Here is an 18668-nt window from a genome sequence, read left to right as displayed (position 1 = left end):
CATTTTATATATCACCATTCTTTTCAATACATTCTTTATACCAGTAAAAACTATCTTTTTTCTTTCTATCAAAAGTACCATGTCCTTCATCGTCAGCATCTACATAAATCACACCGTATCGTTTGCTCATTTCGATAGAACCACAACTTACTAGGTCAATAATTCCCCACATTGTATATCCAAAAAGATCAACACCATCTTCGATAGCATCTTTCATTGCTTTAACATGATCTTTTAGATATTCAATACGATAATTATCATGAATGAAACCGTCTTCTTCAACTTTGTCCACTGCACCCAAACCATTTTCAGCAACAAATAAAGGTTTTTTATATCTATCATACAATTGATTTAATGTAATTCTTAATCCAGTAGCATCCTTTTGCCATCCCCACTCACTACTTTCAAGGTATGGATTTTTGTTAGCAATAACAAGGTTACCATCTGTTTTAGCCCAATCATCGCTTGCTGTTGAAACTTGAGTAAAATAGTAAGAGAAAGATATAAAATCTACTGGATAAGATTTTATAATCTCTTCATCACCTGGCTCAAAATGAATCTTAACATTTCTTTCTTCAAAATGACGTTCAATATATTTAGGATATTCACCTCTAGCCATAACATCTGTATAGAACCAATTAGTAAACTGTTCGTCATGCATCAATGTCAATTGGTCAGCAGGATTACATGTTGCACCATAATGACAGAAACGAGCTATCATACAGCCAAACTTACTTCCTGGAATCATTTCATGACCCATTTTTACAGTAAGTGCATTTGCAATAAATTGATGATGGAGTGCCTGATAGACTGCTTGATCATAATTCTCTTCCTGCTCCTTAATTAGGGCTACACCATTATATGGATTAAAACGTCCTGCATTTATTTCATTAAATGGTAACCAGTAATCTACATCATCTTTAAAGTTTTCAAATAATGTCTTTGCATACTTTAGATAGAAATCTATCATCTTCCTATTTTTCCATCCACCATATTTATCAACTAAATTAACTGGAACTGCATAATGAAGCATTGTAACAAATACTTTAATCCCATATTTTTTACATTCATTAAATACATTTTTATAATATTGAATTCCTTCTTGATTAGGCTTTTCATCATCTCCATTTGGATATATACGTGCCCAACTAATTGATAAACGATATATCTTCATGCCCATTTCTGCAAACAAAGCAATATCTTCCTTGTAATGATGATATTGATCACTACCAAATCTAAAAGGATAATTTCCAATTTCTTTGCAGGCAATAGCTTCTTCAAATTTCTTTACTGTCATCTGCTTATATTCCCAACTATTTTTTTGCTCCCTTGTCAAATATGGATACGAAGGACGACAATCTTGAGTATCTAACCCCTTTCCACCTTCATTCCATCCACCTTCAACTTGAGAAGCTGCTGTTGCACCACCCCATAAAAATCCTTCAGGAAAACCTCTTTTCATAAACTCATCTCCATTTTCTAAATTATATTTTTCTTTTCAGCCTCAATAGCTCTTTTATCTTTTTTTATATCTTCATCAAATCCTAACATATAAGTTAAAACCGCTGTTAATACAAAACCAATTGCACTACAAAGCAAAACAACTGGAATACTATCACCATATACAGGAAGAGAAATCAATGCTGGCATAGCGAAACTAACTGCTTTTGCCCCTAAAGCTGCAACAATTGCACCAGATACTCCTCCACCAATCATTAATGCAATTAATGGCTTTTTAAAGCGGAAAGCAACACCATATAATGCTGGCTCAGTAATACCAATACTTGCTGAAATAAATGATGAAAGTATAGATGTCTTATTGTTTTCCTTTTTTGCACGTAAGAATGCACCAAAACACATACCTGCAGCCGAAACTGTCGCAACACAGTGTACAGGTCCTAACATATCATATCCCAATGTTTCAATATTATTGATCATAATTGGACTTAATGTCATATGAGTACCAGTAAATATAACTAATGGACGAGTTGCACCATCAACAAATCCACCTAACCAAGGAGTAACATCAAATAACCATTTAAAGAATTCTCCCACATAAATACCCACGTTATATCCTATTGGACCAAATACAATCAAACTTAATGGAGCCATAACAATCAATACACCAATTGGAACAACAACAACACGTAAGAAACTTGGCGTATGTTTTGATAGACATTTATACAGATAACTCATCACCCAGACAGATAACATGATTGGAATGACTGTAGAGGCATATTTAACTAAATAAACATTCAACCCACATACATTTATTTGTGTTCCAGCTCCATCGATAACTGTTGGATACATATATATACCCGCAATAATCAAAGATAGAATTTCATTAGTTTTGAAACGTTTTGCACATGTATACGCTAATAAGAATGGCAAGAAATAAAATGTTGCATCTCCAGCTGCATTCAAAATCAAATACACGCCACCAGATTTATCAATCCACCCATAATTTGAACATAAAGTTAATATACCTTTTATAATACCTGCTCCAGCAAAAGCTGACACTACTGGAGCAAATACTCCGCTAATAACTTCAAAAATCACACCAAATTGGAATTTCTTCTTTCCTTCGTTCATATCCAAGTTTTCATCAATACTTGGTAATTTTTCAATCTCTGCCTGTTTACAAACCTCTTCATAAACATCAGGTACTGTTTGTCCAATAATAATTTGGAATTGCCCATTTTGCAACATTGTACCTAATACTCCTGGAATATCTTCAATTGCATTCTTGTCTAGTAAGCTTTCATCCTTTAAAGTAAAACGAAGACGAGTCATACAATGAACCACTGTTGATATATTTTCTTTGCCACCAATTTCTTTTAAAATTGATTCAGCCATATTTGTATATTTTCTCATTTTTTCTCCTTTCTAAATTGGTATCATAAAATATACGCGCGCTTTATTTATGACTTTCCCAATTACTCAATGTATATTTACACATTATTTTTATTAAAATGTGTTTGAGTCTAATTTAAATTCACTTTACTTCTTTTACCTGTAAACAATTTATATGAATCATAATATATAGCAATTCTTCTTTTGTACAAGATTCTCCATAAATTTTACTAATATAATCATCAATCTTTTTTACACATTCATACGAATCTTTATATTTAACTTTCATACCTTCAAAAAGTTCCTTGTTACTTTCATTGAACAATTTATGTTCTTCTTTTCTTTGAACAAAATATTTTATATGATTTTTAAATCGAAAATAATTGAAACTTTTCTTATCAATTTTTATACAAAAATGTTGTTCAACAATCGTTGTAATATCCTTAATTATTCGTGAAACTTTTCTTTCTAAAACATCCACTTTTAAATCATCTGATATTTCTTTTCCTTTTAATGCATTAATAATATGCATGGCAATACTAGATATTTCACCTTTCGCCAAATTTGTATTCATATCTAAATTTATAGTTTGTACAATCAACTTTGAAATTCTTACTATTTCAGGATACTCATATTCTAGCTCGTAAGAATATTGAATAGATAAATTAAGCTTCTGTCTATCTCTTTGTATAGCAAAGTTAATATGATCTGCTAACGTAAAAATAAGATTTGGATTCAACTCTTCATTTATATTATTTTTTATCATATCAACTAATTTCGCTGTTAACATAAAAATATTCTCTGGAATTTCATTCAATAATCCATAATACTTTTCGTTAATGTTATAAAATGATCTTTCAATCTTATTCAAGTCTGTAAGCTCATAAGGCATCTCATGAAAGCCAATTCCTTTTCCAAAAATAATAACTTCACGATTGTTTCCATCTACAGCAACTGCAATATTATTATTTATCTTCTTTATTACTTTCATATAAACCTCCTCTAAGGGATAAGAACATCTCCTTTATTTATTTCTTTTCCATTTGCCTCCAAACAAATAGGTTTATCATAATCACTAGTAAATATAACCATGGTTGTCATATCTTTATTATTTTCTTTCATAAAGGAACTATCAAATTTAATAATAGGAGTCCCTCTCTTTACTTTTGTCCCAGTAGACACTAATACCTCAAAACCTTTTCCTTCTAAGTCAACAGTATCTAACCCTATATGTACTAATATTTCTATATCTTTTTTATTTTTTATTCCAAAAGCATGTTTAGTAGATGCAATCATCTCAATAGTTCCATCAATTGGTGCACATACTAAATCACTAGATGGAATAATTGCAAATCCATCTCCCATCATTTTTGATGAAAACACTTTATCCGGTGTTTCTTCAATTTTAATGCATGTCCCTGAAATTGGTGCAACAATTTCATTACTTTCTTTCTTTAAAAATTCAAACATAATTTTCGCCTCCAATAAAATAAAAAAACTCCTCAAAGCACACCTATAACATAAATGTTTTGGTGACGCCTCAAAGAGTAACGACCCTAATATTCTTTTGTGAGTTCATTATATACCTATAATGTAACCGATGTCAACGTTTTTTAAATATTTTTTTGTGATAATAGAATGTGACAAGCCATACTACTTGCCACATCTTCTTTATTCTTCTATTTCTCTAATTCTTTCAGTTACACTTTGCTTTGAACATGCTTTAAATACTATTGATGGAGTTACCAAACATATAATAAATATTATAATTGTTAAAAATATAAGTGGTACTCCTGGGAATGTAAACACTGCATAATCCGCCATATTTTGAGCTAATGCTGATATTCCAAATATAATGCCAGTTCCTAAAGTACAAATTAATAATGTTGTTATTCCTGCATAATATACTCCTTCAAACACAAGCATCTTTTTAATTTGCTTCTTAGTCATTCCTATACTTTCCATTATAGCAAGCTCTTTTAATCTTATATTAATTCCTGTTATCATAACATTAACAAAATTTAATACCCCTATTAATATTAAAATTAAAGATACTCCTCCACCAAGAACTCTTTGCACCATTGATGTTTTCTTAAATTCTTCAGTTTTAGTTGTTTTAGCTTCTAAATTTAATCCTTGCCTCTTTGCTAAATCTTCTAAATATGCTTTAATTTTAGATTCATACTTTTCTTCTACATTTATATAGGAAAGATAATTTGCAGAATTACTATCTATATTTTCTAAAGCTGATTCACTAATACAAATTGTTGGTATACCTACTGGAGCTTCTAACCCTGATGGTATTTTTGTATCTAAATCCACTACTTTGACATCATATTCTAATGATTTATTAGTAGTAGGATTGGTGATTTTTTGCTTACCCTTTATATTCTTATAATTATCTCCATAATACCAGTTATCTACAAGAATTAGTTTACCTTCCTTAAAAGCTTCTAAATCAAATTTTTCTTTGTTTTTCTTATATATTTTTTCAATAGTACTATCACTAATTCCAATTATACTAGCATTCATAAATTCTGGATTGATTTTTGAATTCTCAATAAAACTATTAAGTTCTTCATCACCTAATCCAAATCTACTATAACTTTCTTTTAGGGCAGGTAATAATACTTCATCATTCATAGTTAATCTAAGAGTACTTAATTTAAAAGTATCTATACTTTCCACACCAGTAATGTTACTAATATTATTCAAAATATCATTATTCATTTTTCCTTTTACTGCACCTATATTTTGAAGTTCAAAATCATTAGGAACATACTTATTTATATAATTTTCAACCTTTATACTATCAATAAATGTATTAACACTTAAGAAAGTAACGATTCCCATAAATAATGATAAAAATACTAGTATAGCTCTTTTTTTATCTCTAAAAACATTATACCAAGCCATTTTATAAAGCTTACCACCATTAGTTGTATTTCTGTTTTTCTTTTGTTTTTTTGATGTACTTCCTGTATATCTCATAGCTTCAATTGGAGAAATGCTACTAGCTATTTTAGCTGGTTTTCTACAGCTTACTAATACTGTTATTAAAGAAAATGATGCTGCTAATATAAATATTACTGGGCTAAATGATACATCACTAGGCATTGCTGTTGCAGAAGCTCCTTCAAAAAACATACCTAAAACTACCGGTACTACACCAAATGAAACTATTGCTCCTAATGCTAATCCTATTGGAATTCCAATTATAGAAAGCTTCAAAGCTTGTCCTTTTACTATCCTTTTAATCTGCTTTGGAGATGCTCCTAAAGTTTTTAATCTTCCATAAAAATTAATATCCTTAGTTACAGCTATATATAAAACGTTATAAATTAATAGGTATCCACTTTCAATTATAAATGCAATAATTATAAAAACTACAATAGCAGTACTAATAGCAATATCTGAAGTATCTTCTACCACATATGAATAATTAAACTTTTGATTTTTTTCAAGATTAACTTCACTTTTTAATATATCTTCTGCTGAATATTTATATTTGTTCTTTACAGTCATTGAAAATAATCCGTTATTTTTTAGTGATAAATTATTTTCTTTAATAAAACTTTCAGAAACATAAATATAGCCTGTATCTTCTGCTAATCCATAAGATGTAAATATGCCACTTATAGTAAACTCTTTATCAATAACCTCATTATTTATTTTACATGGAATACTTATTTTATCTCCAATATTTGCATCACTTTTCTTAAGAAGTTCCAATGCTAATCTTGATATCATAATATCATTTGAATTAGTTGGATAACTCCCTTTTATATCATCTAATGCAGGTATTAATTGCTTTTCATAGTTATCTTTATCATGATATTCTAATTGTATACTTGTCTTATTTTCACTTAAAATATCTAAACTTACATTTCCAACACTTATCTTTGATCCTGTATTTTTAAATATGTCTAAAGTCTTAATTTTTGCTATTTGTTCTTCTGTTGGATTTTGCAGTGAAATATTAGCTGTTGTTCCTGCTAAACGAGTCTTCATTATTCCATAGTTTTTAACAAAACTTATTCCAATACTAAAAACTGAGGACATCATAAAAGTTGTTAATATTATAGCAAGTATTGCAAATATATTTCTTACTTTATTTGTTCTTAATGAACGATTAGTTATTCTTTTTATAATTTCCTTATTATTATTTTCAAACTTCATTACTTGCCACCTCTTACAAAAACTTTTCCATCTTCAATTCTTATAATTCTATCTGCAAGTTGAGCAATTTCTTCATTATGAGTTATCATAATCATTGTTTGATTAAACTTTTTACTAGTTGTTTTTAAAAGCCCTATAACATCCATACTAGTTTTACTATCAAGATTTCCTGTTGGTTCATCAGCTAAAATAATACTTGGCTTTGTAGCTAATGCCCTTGCTATTGCAACCCTTTGTTGTTGTCCTCCTGATAAATTATTAGGCATATTAGTTAGTTTTTCACTTAAACCTAATGTGTTAATTATTGAATCCACATATTCTTTATCTATTTTTACTCCATCCAATTCTATTGGAAGTACTATGTTTTCATATACATTTAATATTGGTACTAAGTTATAATTTTGAAATATAAAACCTATATTTCTTCTTCTAAAGACTGTAAGTTCTTCATCTTTCATAGAGCTAATCTTTTTTCCATTTATAATTGTTTCTCCACTTGTTGGTGTGTCTAATCCTCCTAACATATTTAACAAAGTGGATTTTCCACTACCTGATGTTCCTATAACAGCAACAAATTCTCCATTATTTATTTCTATACTTACATTATCTAAAGCTCTAGTTTTATTAGGCTCTTCTCCATAAATTTTCACTAAGTTTTCTGTTTTTAAAATACTCATTTTGTATCACCTCATAATATTTTTCTACTATAATTTGTATTTTAAACAGAACTTCTTACGATTTTCTTACATATATAATTTTTCTATAGCTTATACAAAAAAGGTGGAGTGGATATTTATTTTGCTTGTTCCCTTTGATAACATATTTCTAAGAGCAATTACATTTAAACATTTTACAATTTATAAATGAATATCTAAATTAAAAAATAAAATCCAGCAACTTACGCATTGCTGGATTTAGTTTCTTAACTTTAAAACCTATCTTAAGAAGGTCCTTCAACCTCCCATGTTTACTATATATTTTTATATTTATATATTTGTTTCTTTATATATTTAAAACAATATATAAATATATCACTATTTTATTTTTTCTAATTCATTAAATCTATTTTTTCTTTACTGGAATTCAAACTTCACTATAGTAATTTTCATCTAAAATTCCCTTTTCATACTTACAGGAATTGTTTTTATTACACATCCTTCAATGCATCCTTTGCCACGATTTTATAATCCATTCCATAGTTTGTATCCTCCTTGCAATTCCTTAATCTAATCTTACTACCTTGAAAGGTTAAACTTCGTTACTTATGATATGTTTCACAGCACCATAAGTAAAAACTATAGACTTTCTCATATACAATATAATTAACATTCTTTCAAATTCAAGTTCCAACTATGTTTTTATAAAAAAATAAGATAGACCGCTATAGCCTATCTATTCTAAATTTCTATTTAATTCTTTTACCTTTTCTATTGAAATCCCAGTACCCTTAGCTACTGTTTCAATATCAACTCCTAACCTTAAGAAGTTAATTGCATTTTCAATTGATTTCCTTTCCTCTGCTGAACTAATCATATTAGCTCTTTCATGTAATGATCTTTCTCTCTCGTAATAAATCCTCATAGTTTCCTCATCACTACTTAGGTATTCGATTTTTTGTTCAGCTTTTTCTATTTCTGTATCCAAACTCATAAACTCCTTTAATGTAGCTTCAGGTGTATCTTTTTCTAAAAACATAAGCCATCTTTCTATGGCATTTTCTCTATAATCTTTATCTTTTTTCTTTCTAAACTTCGGTAACTCTAAAAAGTGAATCTCAACAACATCTGTTAACATATAGTCCTTTTCTATATCCTCCCATAGATGAAATGAAGATTGATAATTTTCTGTACCTAAAAATTCAAACTCTAACAAAGGCTTAACTTTTCTCATATATAACTTACCTCTTGTTTTCATCTTTAGTTAAATTATTCTTTTCTATCAACTTTATTATAACATTAAAGCAAAATTTCTTTAATAGAAACTTGATTTTAATTTTTATATGCCTATACTGTACATATATTTTATAAGGTTGAAAGTTCTTTAACAATTAAATACTAATCCTTAATTATTTTTTCTAATAATTTTGTTTCTCCACAGATACGCTTTACCTTATCATAAGTAAAAAAAGATTAAATTTTTCTACACACATCATAATCAATAATATTACAAATTCAAGTTTTTCTTTATTCTTATAAAAAATAAGTAGTAAAACCAACTAAGGTTTTACTACTTATTTAGACTTAATATATAACATTTAATAGAAAAGTCTTTTAATATAGAACTTGGCATTTTTATTAGCTTATCTTTTTAGGATTACAGTAGTTAAAATAACTCCTTACACACTTTAATCTTAAAAATATTATAGTTGCAATCCCTGATATTATGCTAATATACATTCCCCACTTATCTGAACTCTCTACTGCCTCTCCTGACTTTGATATTAGTACCATTAAAAAGATATAAAATACTATGCTTATAAAGGTATAAATTAAATATATATTCTTAGCCCATTTCTTTCTATTAAAAACATTTATTCCAACGAAAAATGTCAAACTTGTTCCTAATATCATAAGAAGAACTATTGTCCCATCTACCATTGCAAATGCTATTGATATAAGATCTGAAATAATAGAGTACATAATAAGGAGTCCAATTATTTTCCTTCCCTTAAGTTCCTCTCCATCTAAACTCTTATCCTTAAATGATTTTTTCCATATAATAATACTCAAATAGCATCCCAATACCATAAAAACCATGCTTAATATCTTTGAAACCAAAGTATTTTCATCAAGTAAAATACTTTTCTCATTAACATCCAGCATTTTATATGTTTTAGGTTGTCTATTAGAACTGATATAGTTACTTTCAAATGTATTTTTAAAATACACTACTCCATCATAGGCATTTTTAATGTTGCATGGACTTCCATGTAAGAAATTCATCCTTGAGATTTCTTTCCACCCAACATTATACATATTAACCTCTTCAGTAAATACGTCCTTAATTTTGGGATCATTTATAGCTTTATCAACTTTAAAATAAATCATCTCCTCATCTGGGAAAATACTATGAATCTTTCCACTAAAAACATTCTCATTACTTTGTGTTACTCCAAGCCCAACAGGTTTTCTACTATTATCAGCAGTATTAAACCTTCCAGAGTAAAAATCAAATCCAATTGCATAATAATGATTTCCAAGCTCCTTTGAAAGAAGATTTCCCATGTAATAAACTGTATTTTCTTCCTTTGTAATATGGCTATTATGTGCCCAAAGCATTACTTTATCATTGTTGTAATATTTCCTTTCATAGTTTTGAAGCCACAAAATATTATTTTTCATTTCCTCATCTCTATAAGAAATATTAATCATATTTGATAGCTTTTTATTGTAGGCAAGCTTTTCTATAAAATCATATTCTTTAGGTGAAGATGCCTTAATATATTCATCTTTATTTGTTTTTAAATCATCCAAAACCTTTGAAAACAAATTAAAATCATTTTCTTTAATTGCAGTTACTTCTTCAAAATATCCACTGTTAATACTTTTATAATAATCCTCAAAAGGTAAATAACCTCTGTAAGTGTCCTGAACATCAAAGCCATAAAACCTAACTTTTTCCGAATCCGTTGCAGTTTTATTGTATTCTCTCATCCATTTAACTAATTCAAGTAGCTCCTTTGTTGCAAATACTGATGTATTAACCTCAATTAAACTCTCAATATTTCCCTCTCCAGTTTGTACATACTTGTTTATCACATCACAGAAGCTCATTGGTACCTCAATTGCAAATGCTCTAAAGCCCATTTCCTCAACTAAAAATCTAAACAGCCTGTCCTTAAACTGAAAAAAACTTCCTGTCCCATGGGTAGCCTCACCAACTCCAATAACAGTTTTACCTTTTAACTCATCCTTTAAAAACATCAAATCTTCATAAGATTCTTCCGGGTTTGATCCCTTAAGACTCTCATAGCTTCCATCATTAGCCCTAGCTATACTAGTTGAAAATACTAAAATTAGTAATAATGCACAAACAAGTAACACACCTTTTTTAACCCCGTTCATTGCAATCTCCCCTTTTAAATAATATTAATTTCCCATGTAATCTAAGATCAAATCACATTTCTACCTAACTCCATTAATATTATTTTACTATATTTTACATTATATATAAAATATGGTGGTGAATTATATTATTTACAGTTAATTGAACTTTTAACTTTCCTAGACAGTAAAAATAAAACCACTAAAATCTAGAACTTTAGATTTTAGTGGTTTTTATGGTGGAGGCAAAGCGCTACCTTTAATATCCACCAAATTGAAATATAATTCTACTTATTGCTATTATTACGCAAACTATAACTACAGTATATACACTGTTCTTTACCTTTTTAGACACTAAAAGAATAATTGACATAAATATTAAACTTAATAATAAAAGAACTCCAATAGCTATTATAAGAACTAAGTATATCGGCATTTGTGCACCCCAAAAGTCAGCTCCAAATACACTAATAGCTTTTGCACTTATATTTGAAAATTCATAATATCTTGAAATATATATATATCTTACACCTATTGATATACCCATTATAATTATAGCTAGTACACTGCTTATGACTATTTTCATCTTTTCAATATTTTTTTTACCAAGTAGTGTTGTGTTTAATACCCTATACTGTGAATTACTATATTCCATAGGAAATACTACAGATAAAACAAATATTATTACTGTAAAATATAATATAGCTGCTATTTTGAAGATATTATCATTATAATTGAATAACATTTTATAAGCAGAGTCATATACAAATTCACTTCCTTCATGTTTTTTTATGAATTCATATTTTTCCCAAACTTTTTGAAAAGTATTGTAATTGCTTAGTATTTTATTATACTCTTCCTTCATAGCATTAGCTTGCATCATAGTTATTTCTTTATCTCTTAGTGATTTATCAATCTCCTCTACCTTCTTTTCTGCATTTTCAAACTTTTCTTTTTCTTTATATAGAAATTCTTCTTTTTCACTAGTGAGCTTACCTTCTAGCTTTTTCATATACTGATTGTATTTTAATTCCCCACCAGATATATAATAACTATTATTAGTATATAAATAAGCTGTTGCCATAATAAATAATACAATGATTAATATTCCTTTTTTCATTATTAAAATTTTATATAATTCATGTTTAAATAGACTCGTATGAGGTGAAAACTTCTTCCTTTTAAAATTTATGGATCTTACGCTTATTTTTTTTATTCTGCAGTAAGCTATAACAATTGCTATGTTAATAAGAGCTAAAAATGCTATAACAAATATTAACCAAAGTTTATAAAGATTAATTGGCGCATTTAATATATTTATATTTAAATATTCACCAAAAACTTTATTTATATCTAATAATCCCACCAAATTTAAATACTTAAAAATTGCATATTTAGATGTTGGAATAATTACTTTCCACATAGTATAACTTGCTACCATTATAAATCCAATACTTATGTATGGAATAAATATATAGCATGACATTATTGCAATTAGTAACATAATATTTCCTATTATAATAAATACTATTGCCTTGCTAATTAAAAATATCAACAAATAAATACTAATGGATATTTTTAAAGTTGTAGTTGAAAAAATAGCAATGCTTTGTATTGTATAGCTTAAATTAGGAATAGATAAATTCACAAAAGAATATACAAGATTTCCTCCATAAAATATTACTGTAATAATGATACATGATAATTGAAAAGCCATTAACTTGCATATAGCAGTATGTAATTTTCCATATTTACTAACTCGTATTACTGCATGGAGATTCTTTTCCTTTTCGTAAAATATACTTATATATATAATTAGACATACCATTAAAATAATTAAAATATCTGTAATATAAAATTCTGTTGCAACCTCAATCCACTTTCCACTTTGGAAATTTGGTTCTATTCCTTGCAATTCACTGTAATCTTTAACTGTTTTTTCAATATTCTTATTAGAATAGTTATTTCCAGATGAAGAATTAAATATTGAAATATCTGATATATTCTCACCTTCCACTTGGGTTTTATGTAAAAACTCATTGTATCCACATACTATTTTCAATTCATTAAGTACTTCTTTTAATAAAGTTTTTTCCTTTTCATAGCTATCAGTAAATTCAAAGTTACTTTCTTCTGTTAATCCGTTATAATAGCGCTCCACATAATCTAACTTCTCATTATCATTAAATCCATTTAATTTATCCTCTAGTTTTCTATAAGAAGAAAGGCTTGGCTTATAATCATTTTCTAGTGTTGAATACCATAGCATGCCTATATTTAAGATAAACATAACGATGAAGAAGGCAATGAATTTTTTATTTTTCCAAACCTTCATAAACTCATGCTTAAAAAGTTCAATAAAAGCTGTCATTTTATTTCCCTCCATCAAATATCTTCATATAAACATCTTCTAAAGTTCCGTTAGCAGCATATTTATCTATTAATTTTTCTGATGTACCAACTTCTACAATTTTTCCATCCTTAATGATGATTATTTCCTTTGAAATAGACTGAATATCTGACACCACATGAGTTGCAACCAAAATTATTTTTTCTTTAGATATACTAAATAATAATTCTCTTACTCTTACTCTTTCTTTTGGATCTAATCCTGCTGTTGGCTCATCCATAATAAGTATTTTAGGACTACCCATAATAGCTTGAGCTATTAAAATTCTCTGTTTCATGCCCCCAGAGTAACCCCCTATTTTTTTATCTAGCTCATTTAATAAATTAACATCTTTAGCTACCCTTTCAATTTCTTCTTTCAAAATTTTCTTTGATATTCCTTTTAATGTACCCATATAAGCTAAAAATCTTCTTCCAGTAAACTCTTCATATAACCCTTGTTGCTGTGGTGCAAATCCTATGTCCTTTAAAAAATCTTTCCCTAAGCTTTTAACATTATTTCCATTATATAAAATTTCACCTTTATTCATATCAATGTTATCTGTGATAATATTCATAAGTGTCGACTTTCCTGCCCCATTAGGTCCAAGCAATCCATACACTCCATAATCTAGCTTTATAGATATATTATCTAATGCAACCTTTTTCCCATATGTCTTATATACTTCCTTTATTTCTAACATATCTAACTCCTTATTTTAATTAAGCTCTTCAACCAGTAGTTTTACATTTTCATAATTTTTATTACCATTGAAAAAATCTTCTTTAGAAATCAAAGAGTATTGTCTATTTGTCTCAACCTCTTGTGTTATACCTGCCCACTCTACATATTCACTTTCTATGTCACAATTACTTTCAACAAAAAATAAATCTTTAGATTCTGCTATGATATTAACAGGAAATCCATTATTTTTTATTAGCTTAAAATCATTAATACTCTTATTATCTATATTAATAAGATATGCGCCATTATTATCATCACTCCAATCACTTGAAATAATATATCCATCATAAATCTGTTGTATATTAGAATACTTACTTTCTAAAAATACATATTCTTCTTTAGTATTTAAGTCAAAGTTCATAATCTTATTCCCATTGTATGAATAATAAAATATATCTTTTCCATACATATTGTAATAATAATCATTACTTGATTTATTAGAAATTAAATGTTCAAACTCTCTTGTCTTAATATCAAAAGCTACTATAACATCATCTGCATTACTTAATAGCTCTTTGTACTTTTCTTCATCAATTTTATCTTCTACAGTTAATTCTTTATTGAATTTTAACTGTTTAACAATTACTTTGTTATTAAATGTTCCTAATATGCTCCAATTAGAATCCCACTTTGAAATTTCTTTCACCTCTCCATTATCATTAGAAATTCCAATTAATCTACAACTATCGCTATCAGCATAACTACTATTATCATCTAAAATTACAGTACTATTTTTCATAGCAATTCCATAAATATAATTTCCATCAGTAAAAAAACTATTTGATAATGATTCACCAGTATTTAAAGTTGCTAACAATTTTTTATTTGAACCATCTAAGTTCATTCTATATATAGTTGTTGGCTGATCTTCATTTGTTGCTCCAAACTCCCCATAACTTATAGATGTACTAATCCCATTTGTATTGTTATATTCTGAAGTAATTAAATATAAATATTTATCGTCACATAAGAGCATCTTTTCCATAGCAGCGTATTTAAAATCAATAAATGATGTACACTTCTCATTATCATGATTACATTCTGATTTATCACATAAATATATCTGCTTTTTCGTTTTATAATCAACATACATTATATTTGTCATTCCATCTTCATTACTATAAATTGAATAATATCCCTCCTTACTTCCACAAGCTAATCCAAAATTATTATTATGTAGCATTTTAATATCTTTACCTTGTATATTTTCTTGAGCTTCTTCCATTATTGCTTGCTCATTACTTTCTTCTTTATTGGAGATATGAGTGTTAGAACAAGCAGTTAACACATTAGATATTACAATTGCACTAATTAATAAATTAAAAATCTTTTTTATTTTCATATATATTTCCTTCCTTCTTTAAAATAAAAAAATCCTATGTCATCATCGACTGCGTCAATAATAACATAGGATTGTATCTACATTGTTTCTTTAATAAATTACTATTTAATTATTTTACTTTTACTGATAAATATTCCGTTACTTCTTCTATTGATTCTATATTAATACTTAAATTTACCTTACTAGACTCTGCTAAATTTCCTTGTATAGTCCAACCTTCAAGCAAATCTAGGTTTAGATATGATAGAAAACCTATTAATGCTTTCTCCTTATTAGGATTTAATTTTAAAAATCCTTTGCCTCTAATTTCTATAAATAAAATCTTCTCACTTTCTAAATCCCACCAAAGTCTTATATCTTGATTTTTCATATTTATTATGTATTCCTTTAAATTTGAAATTATTCCTGATGAAATAACCTTAGCATAGACTTTATCAACATCATTTCTAATATTAACATCTTCATTTCTAACTAAAATTTCTTTATCTATTAATTCATCAACTTCATTTAATATTACTATTTTTTCCTCTTCACTAGCCTCCAGTATTATTTCTGAACTTACAGGTTCATTATCATTACTTATGGGTTTATTAGCATTACTCATAAAATCATTAATCTTATAAATTCTATTTATTAAAGGTATATCCTTTGCTTCACTTTCTAATGTAAAATTCATGGACTCAATTTTATGGTTTTTTGATAAACTTCTTTTATCTAATTCAGCAATAATTGATGGTAAAGATAATAAAAGAATAAAACTAATAATAATTCCAGAACTAATATATAATTTCTTCTTCATTTTCTACCTCCAATTCTATTGATACCCTTGTACCCTCTCCAAGACTACTTATAATACTAAGTTCTGTATTATGGGCTTTAGCAATTTTATCACAAATAGATAAGCCTAATCCTGAGCTACCTTGGGTTTTAGATCTTGATTTATCTATCATGTAAAAGTGATTCTTTATTTTTTGAATTTCACTTTTATCTATTCCACAGCCCTTATCAGTAACTGATATTTCATATAAACTTCCCTTCTTCTTTCCCTGAACACATATATAAATATTTTCTTCACTTGCTTTAATTCCATTTTCAATTAAATTTCTTAACAAAGCTATTATTAATTGAGGATCTCCTTTTATATAACAAGAATCCCAATTATTAATCCACTGTAGATTTTTCTTTTCCAATGAAGGCTCCATTACATCTAAAAGCCTTTCCTTTAGCCACTCTGTAGAAATACTTACTAATTCAATTGGTACCTCAGTTATTTCCATTAGCATTAATAATTTTTTAGATAATATCTCTAATCTTTTACATTCTGAATAGATATATTTTGCAGACTTCCTTTGAATTTCCTCACTACAGTTCCCCTTCATTAATAACTTAGAATAGCCACTCATTGAAGTCATAGGTGTTTTTAATTCATGGGAAAAATCAGAAATAAATTCCTCCCTATCCTTTACATCCTTTTCTAGTTTACTTATATGTTCCTCAATTGAATCAGCCATCATATCAAAGGTTCTACTCAATTCTCCAATTTCATCAGAAGTTTTTATTTTAGTACGTTCTTTATAATTTCCCTTTGATACTCTTTTACTAGTTTCATTTAGTTTTTTTATTGGCTCTATTAAAATTTTTATAAATAGGCTAACTGTAACTATGTAAATTAAAACTATTATTAAAAACCACTTTATGTAATACTTATTTTGCCTACTTCTATCTAAAAAACTTGATGTAATATCATAGGCATTTAATAGAATAATCTTTTCATTTGATACATTAATTTCACTTGCTAAATACATGTACATAGAATCTCCTATTTCTTTAACTAAATAGGATTCATTGCTGTTATTATAATAATTCTTTACCTCTTCATCTATTAATAAATTATCTATATTTGAATAAACAAAATCATCATTCCAAATTACACTCATAAGCTCAGACTTATCACCATAGGATACTAACCTATCTATATGTCTTAAAATAATATCCTTAGTTAATTTGTTATTATTTTCTAATGTATTTCTAATATTTGACTCAACTGAATATCTATATAAAACATGTTGTTTTATACTCTGTTCCACTGAGGACTCATAAAAAACCTGAAAGTTTTTTCTAATCATAATAGAAGCTCCAATTGAAAATAAAATACTTATTATTATTGTTGTTCCTAATATTACTTTAGTTGCAAACTTCATAACTATCCCTTCATCATATACCCAATACCATAAACTGATTTAATCAATTCTTTATCCTTTAGCTTTTTACGTAATCTTTGAATATGTAAATCTAAGGTACGAGAATCACCTGTAAACTCCCTTTGCCAAACCTTTTCAAATAGCTCTTCTCTATACATTAAAACATCCCTATTTTGAATTAATATAAGTAGTAATTCATATTCTTTTGGAGTTAAAACTACTTCTATTCCAGCTTTAATAACAGTTCTTCCATTTGTATTTACTTCAATATCATTAAAATATATACGACTATTACTTTTTCCATATCGTCTAAGTACTGACTCTACCCTAGCTACTACCTCGTCTAGTTCAAATGGCTTTACTATATAATCATCTGCCCCCATTCTTAACCCCTTAATTTTATCTTGTAATGATCCCTTTGCTGTGATAAAAATAACTGGAATATTTATTGTATATATATACTCCATTAATTCATATCCATCTATTTCTGGTATCATAATATCTAATAGAATCAAATCATAATCAAATACCTCTATTTTATCTGCTGCCTCCCTACCATTAAGTACGTATTCTGCACTATTTCCAGCTCCTATTAATCCAAGCTGCAATAATTCAGCAATTGCAATTTCATCTTCTACAATTAATATATTAGGCATTGTCTCCCACCTTTTTACTTAACATAATATGAGTTAAATTATATCATGAAATGTATCTAGATTGTATCATTGGTAACCCATCTAATTAATTTTACTTAATGTTAATGAATAACGTAAATTTCTCAATTAAATTCTTCATTTTTTATTTATACAAATAAAAATGGGGCTGTATCAAAATAAATTTGATACAATCCGATAAAAAGAAAGAAGAGAATTCATGAATTTGAATTCTCTTCTTTTCGTATAATATTAATATGAAAA

The 18668-nt window shown here is 27.6% G+C and carries 14 protein-coding genes; all 14 read right to left on the bottom strand.

What is annotated here, in order from left to right; translation table 11 throughout:
• Positions 1-4 precede the first annotated feature (4 nt).
• The 14 genes from KIB46_RS08955 to KIB46_RS08890 all read right to left on the bottom strand — a co-directional run bounded on the left by KIB46_RS08955 (position 5) and on the right by KIB46_RS08890 (position 18407).
• Entirely contained in the window at positions 5-1462 is a 1458-nt protein-coding gene (locus tag KIB46_RS08955; protein WP_291671469.1) for a family 1 glycosylhydrolase, read from the bottom strand.
• A 17-nt stretch (positions 1463-1479) separates the two neighbouring features.
• Positions 1480-2874: a PTS transporter subunit EIIC gene (locus KIB46_RS08950; protein WP_291671468.1), complete on the bottom strand. Its 1395-nt coding sequence runs from the start codon at positions 2872-2874 to the stop codon at positions 1480-1482.
• A 121-nt stretch (positions 2875-2995) separates the two neighbouring features.
• Positions 2996-3844, bottom strand: a complete 849-nt coding sequence (locus KIB46_RS08945; RefSeq protein WP_291671467.1) for a PRD domain-containing protein — start codon at positions 3842-3844, stop codon at positions 2996-2998.
• A gap of 11 nt (positions 3845-3855) precedes the next feature.
• Positions 3856-4323, bottom strand: coding sequence for a PTS glucose transporter subunit IIA (locus tag KIB46_RS08940; RefSeq protein ID WP_291671466.1), 468 nt, complete (start codon positions 4321-4323; stop codon positions 3856-3858).
• Positions 4324-4524: 201 nt separating this feature from the next.
• A complete protein-coding gene (locus KIB46_RS08935) occupies positions 4525-7032 on the bottom strand; it encodes an ABC transporter permease (RefSeq protein WP_291671465.1) in 2508 nt (835 codons plus the stop codon).
• Complete coding sequence (locus tag KIB46_RS08930; RefSeq protein ID WP_291671464.1) at positions 7032-7709, bottom strand: ABC transporter ATP-binding protein; 678 nt, start codon at positions 7707-7709, stop codon at positions 7032-7034. Before KIB46_RS08930 ends, KIB46_RS08935 begins: the two co-directional genes overlap by 1 nt.
• 715 nt (positions 7710-8424) lie before the next feature.
• The gene (locus KIB46_RS08925; protein WP_291671463.1) at positions 8425-8922 is read right to left on the bottom strand and encodes an Rpn family recombination-promoting nuclease/putative transposase; all 498 of its coding nucleotides are present in this window, start codon (positions 8920-8922) and stop codon (positions 8425-8427) included.
• 404 nt (positions 8923-9326) lie between these two features.
• Positions 9327-11096: an erythromycin esterase family protein gene (locus KIB46_RS08920; protein ID WP_291671462.1), complete on the bottom strand. Its 1770-nt coding sequence runs from the start codon at positions 11094-11096 to the stop codon at positions 9327-9329.
• Between the two features lie 238 nt (positions 11097-11334).
• On the bottom strand, positions 11335-13446 hold the full coding sequence (locus KIB46_RS08915; protein WP_291671461.1) for a hypothetical protein: 2112 nt from the start codon (positions 13444-13446) through the stop codon (positions 11335-11337).
• A gap of 1 nt (position 13447) precedes the next feature.
• Positions 13448-14167, bottom strand: coding sequence for an ATP-binding cassette domain-containing protein (locus KIB46_RS08910; RefSeq protein ID WP_291671460.1), 720 nt, complete (start codon positions 14165-14167; stop codon positions 13448-13450).
• Between the two features lie 15 nt (positions 14168-14182).
• Positions 14183-15550, bottom strand: a complete 1368-nt coding sequence (locus tag KIB46_RS08905) for a hypothetical protein (RefSeq protein WP_291671459.1) — start codon at positions 15548-15550, stop codon at positions 14183-14185.
• Between the two features lie 109 nt (positions 15551-15659).
• Complete coding sequence (locus tag KIB46_RS08900; RefSeq protein WP_291671458.1) at positions 15660-16349, bottom strand: hypothetical protein; 690 nt, start codon at positions 16347-16349, stop codon at positions 15660-15662.
• Positions 16327-17751 (bottom strand): HAMP domain-containing sensor histidine kinase, encoded by a 1425-nt coding sequence (locus KIB46_RS08895; protein WP_291671457.1) that lies wholly within the window; start codon positions 17749-17751, stop codon positions 16327-16329. The genes KIB46_RS08900 and KIB46_RS08895 overlap by 23 nt, the downstream gene beginning before the upstream one ends.
• A gap of 2 nt (positions 17752-17753) precedes the next feature.
• Entirely contained in the window at positions 17754-18407 is a 654-nt protein-coding gene (locus KIB46_RS08890; RefSeq protein WP_291671456.1) for a response regulator transcription factor, read from the bottom strand.
• Between the last annotated feature and the right edge of the window lie 261 nt (positions 18408-18668).

Source organism: Clostridium sp. (genome assembly GCF_018372875.1).
In the GTDB taxonomy this organism is placed as follows: domain Bacteria; phylum Bacillota; class Clostridia; order Clostridiales; family Clostridiaceae; genus Clostridium.
Note: the sequence above shows the minus strand (reverse complement) of the source record. Positions and strands in the feature narration are given on the sequence as shown.

Excerpts from the sequence above, each read along its gene's own strand:
- KIB46_RS08955 (WP_291671469.1), bottom strand. The coding sequence starts at position 1,462 with ATGAAAAGAGGTTTTCCTGAAGGATTTTTATGGGGTGGTGCAACAGCA.
- KIB46_RS08950 (WP_291671468.1), bottom strand. The coding sequence starts at position 2,874 with ATGAGAAAATATACAAATATGGCTGAATCAATTTTAAAAGAAATTGGT.
- KIB46_RS08945 (WP_291671467.1), bottom strand. The coding sequence starts at position 3,844 with ATGAAAGTAATAAAGAAGATAAATAATAATATTGCAGTTGCTGTAGAT.
- KIB46_RS08940 (WP_291671466.1), bottom strand. The coding sequence starts at position 4,323 with ATGTTTGAATTTTTAAAGAAAGAAAGTAATGAAATTGTTGCACCAATT.
- KIB46_RS08935 (WP_291671465.1), bottom strand. The coding sequence starts at position 7,032 with ATGAAGTTTGAAAATAATAATAAGGAAATTATAAAAAGAATAACTAAT.
- KIB46_RS08930 (WP_291671464.1), bottom strand. The coding sequence starts at position 7,709 with ATGAGTATTTTAAAAACAGAAAACTTAGTGAAAATTTATGGAGAAGAG.
- KIB46_RS08925 (WP_291671463.1), bottom strand. The coding sequence starts at position 8,922 with ATGAGAAAAGTTAAGCCTTTGTTAGAGTTTGAATTTTTAGGTACAGAA.
- KIB46_RS08920 (WP_291671462.1), bottom strand. The coding sequence starts at position 11,096 with ATGAACGGGGTTAAAAAAGGTGTGTTACTTGTTTGTGCATTATTACTA.
- KIB46_RS08915 (WP_291671461.1), bottom strand. The coding sequence starts at position 13,446 with ATGACAGCTTTTATTGAACTTTTTAAGCATGAGTTTATGAAGGTTTGG.
- KIB46_RS08910 (WP_291671460.1), bottom strand. The coding sequence starts at position 14,167 with ATGTTAGAAATAAAGGAAGTATATAAGACATATGGGAAAAAGGTTGCA.
- KIB46_RS08905 (WP_291671459.1), bottom strand. The coding sequence starts at position 15,550 with ATGAAAATAAAAAAGATTTTTAATTTATTAATTAGTGCAATTGTAATA.
- KIB46_RS08900 (WP_291671458.1), bottom strand. The coding sequence starts at position 16,349 with ATGAAGAAGAAATTATATATTAGTTCTGGAATTATTATTAGTTTTATT.
- KIB46_RS08895 (WP_291671457.1), bottom strand. The coding sequence starts at position 17,751 with ATGAAGTTTGCAACTAAAGTAATATTAGGAACAACAATAATAATAAGT.
- KIB46_RS08890 (WP_291671456.1), bottom strand. The coding sequence starts at position 18,407 with ATGCCTAATATATTAATTGTAGAAGATGAAATTGCAATTGCTGAATTA.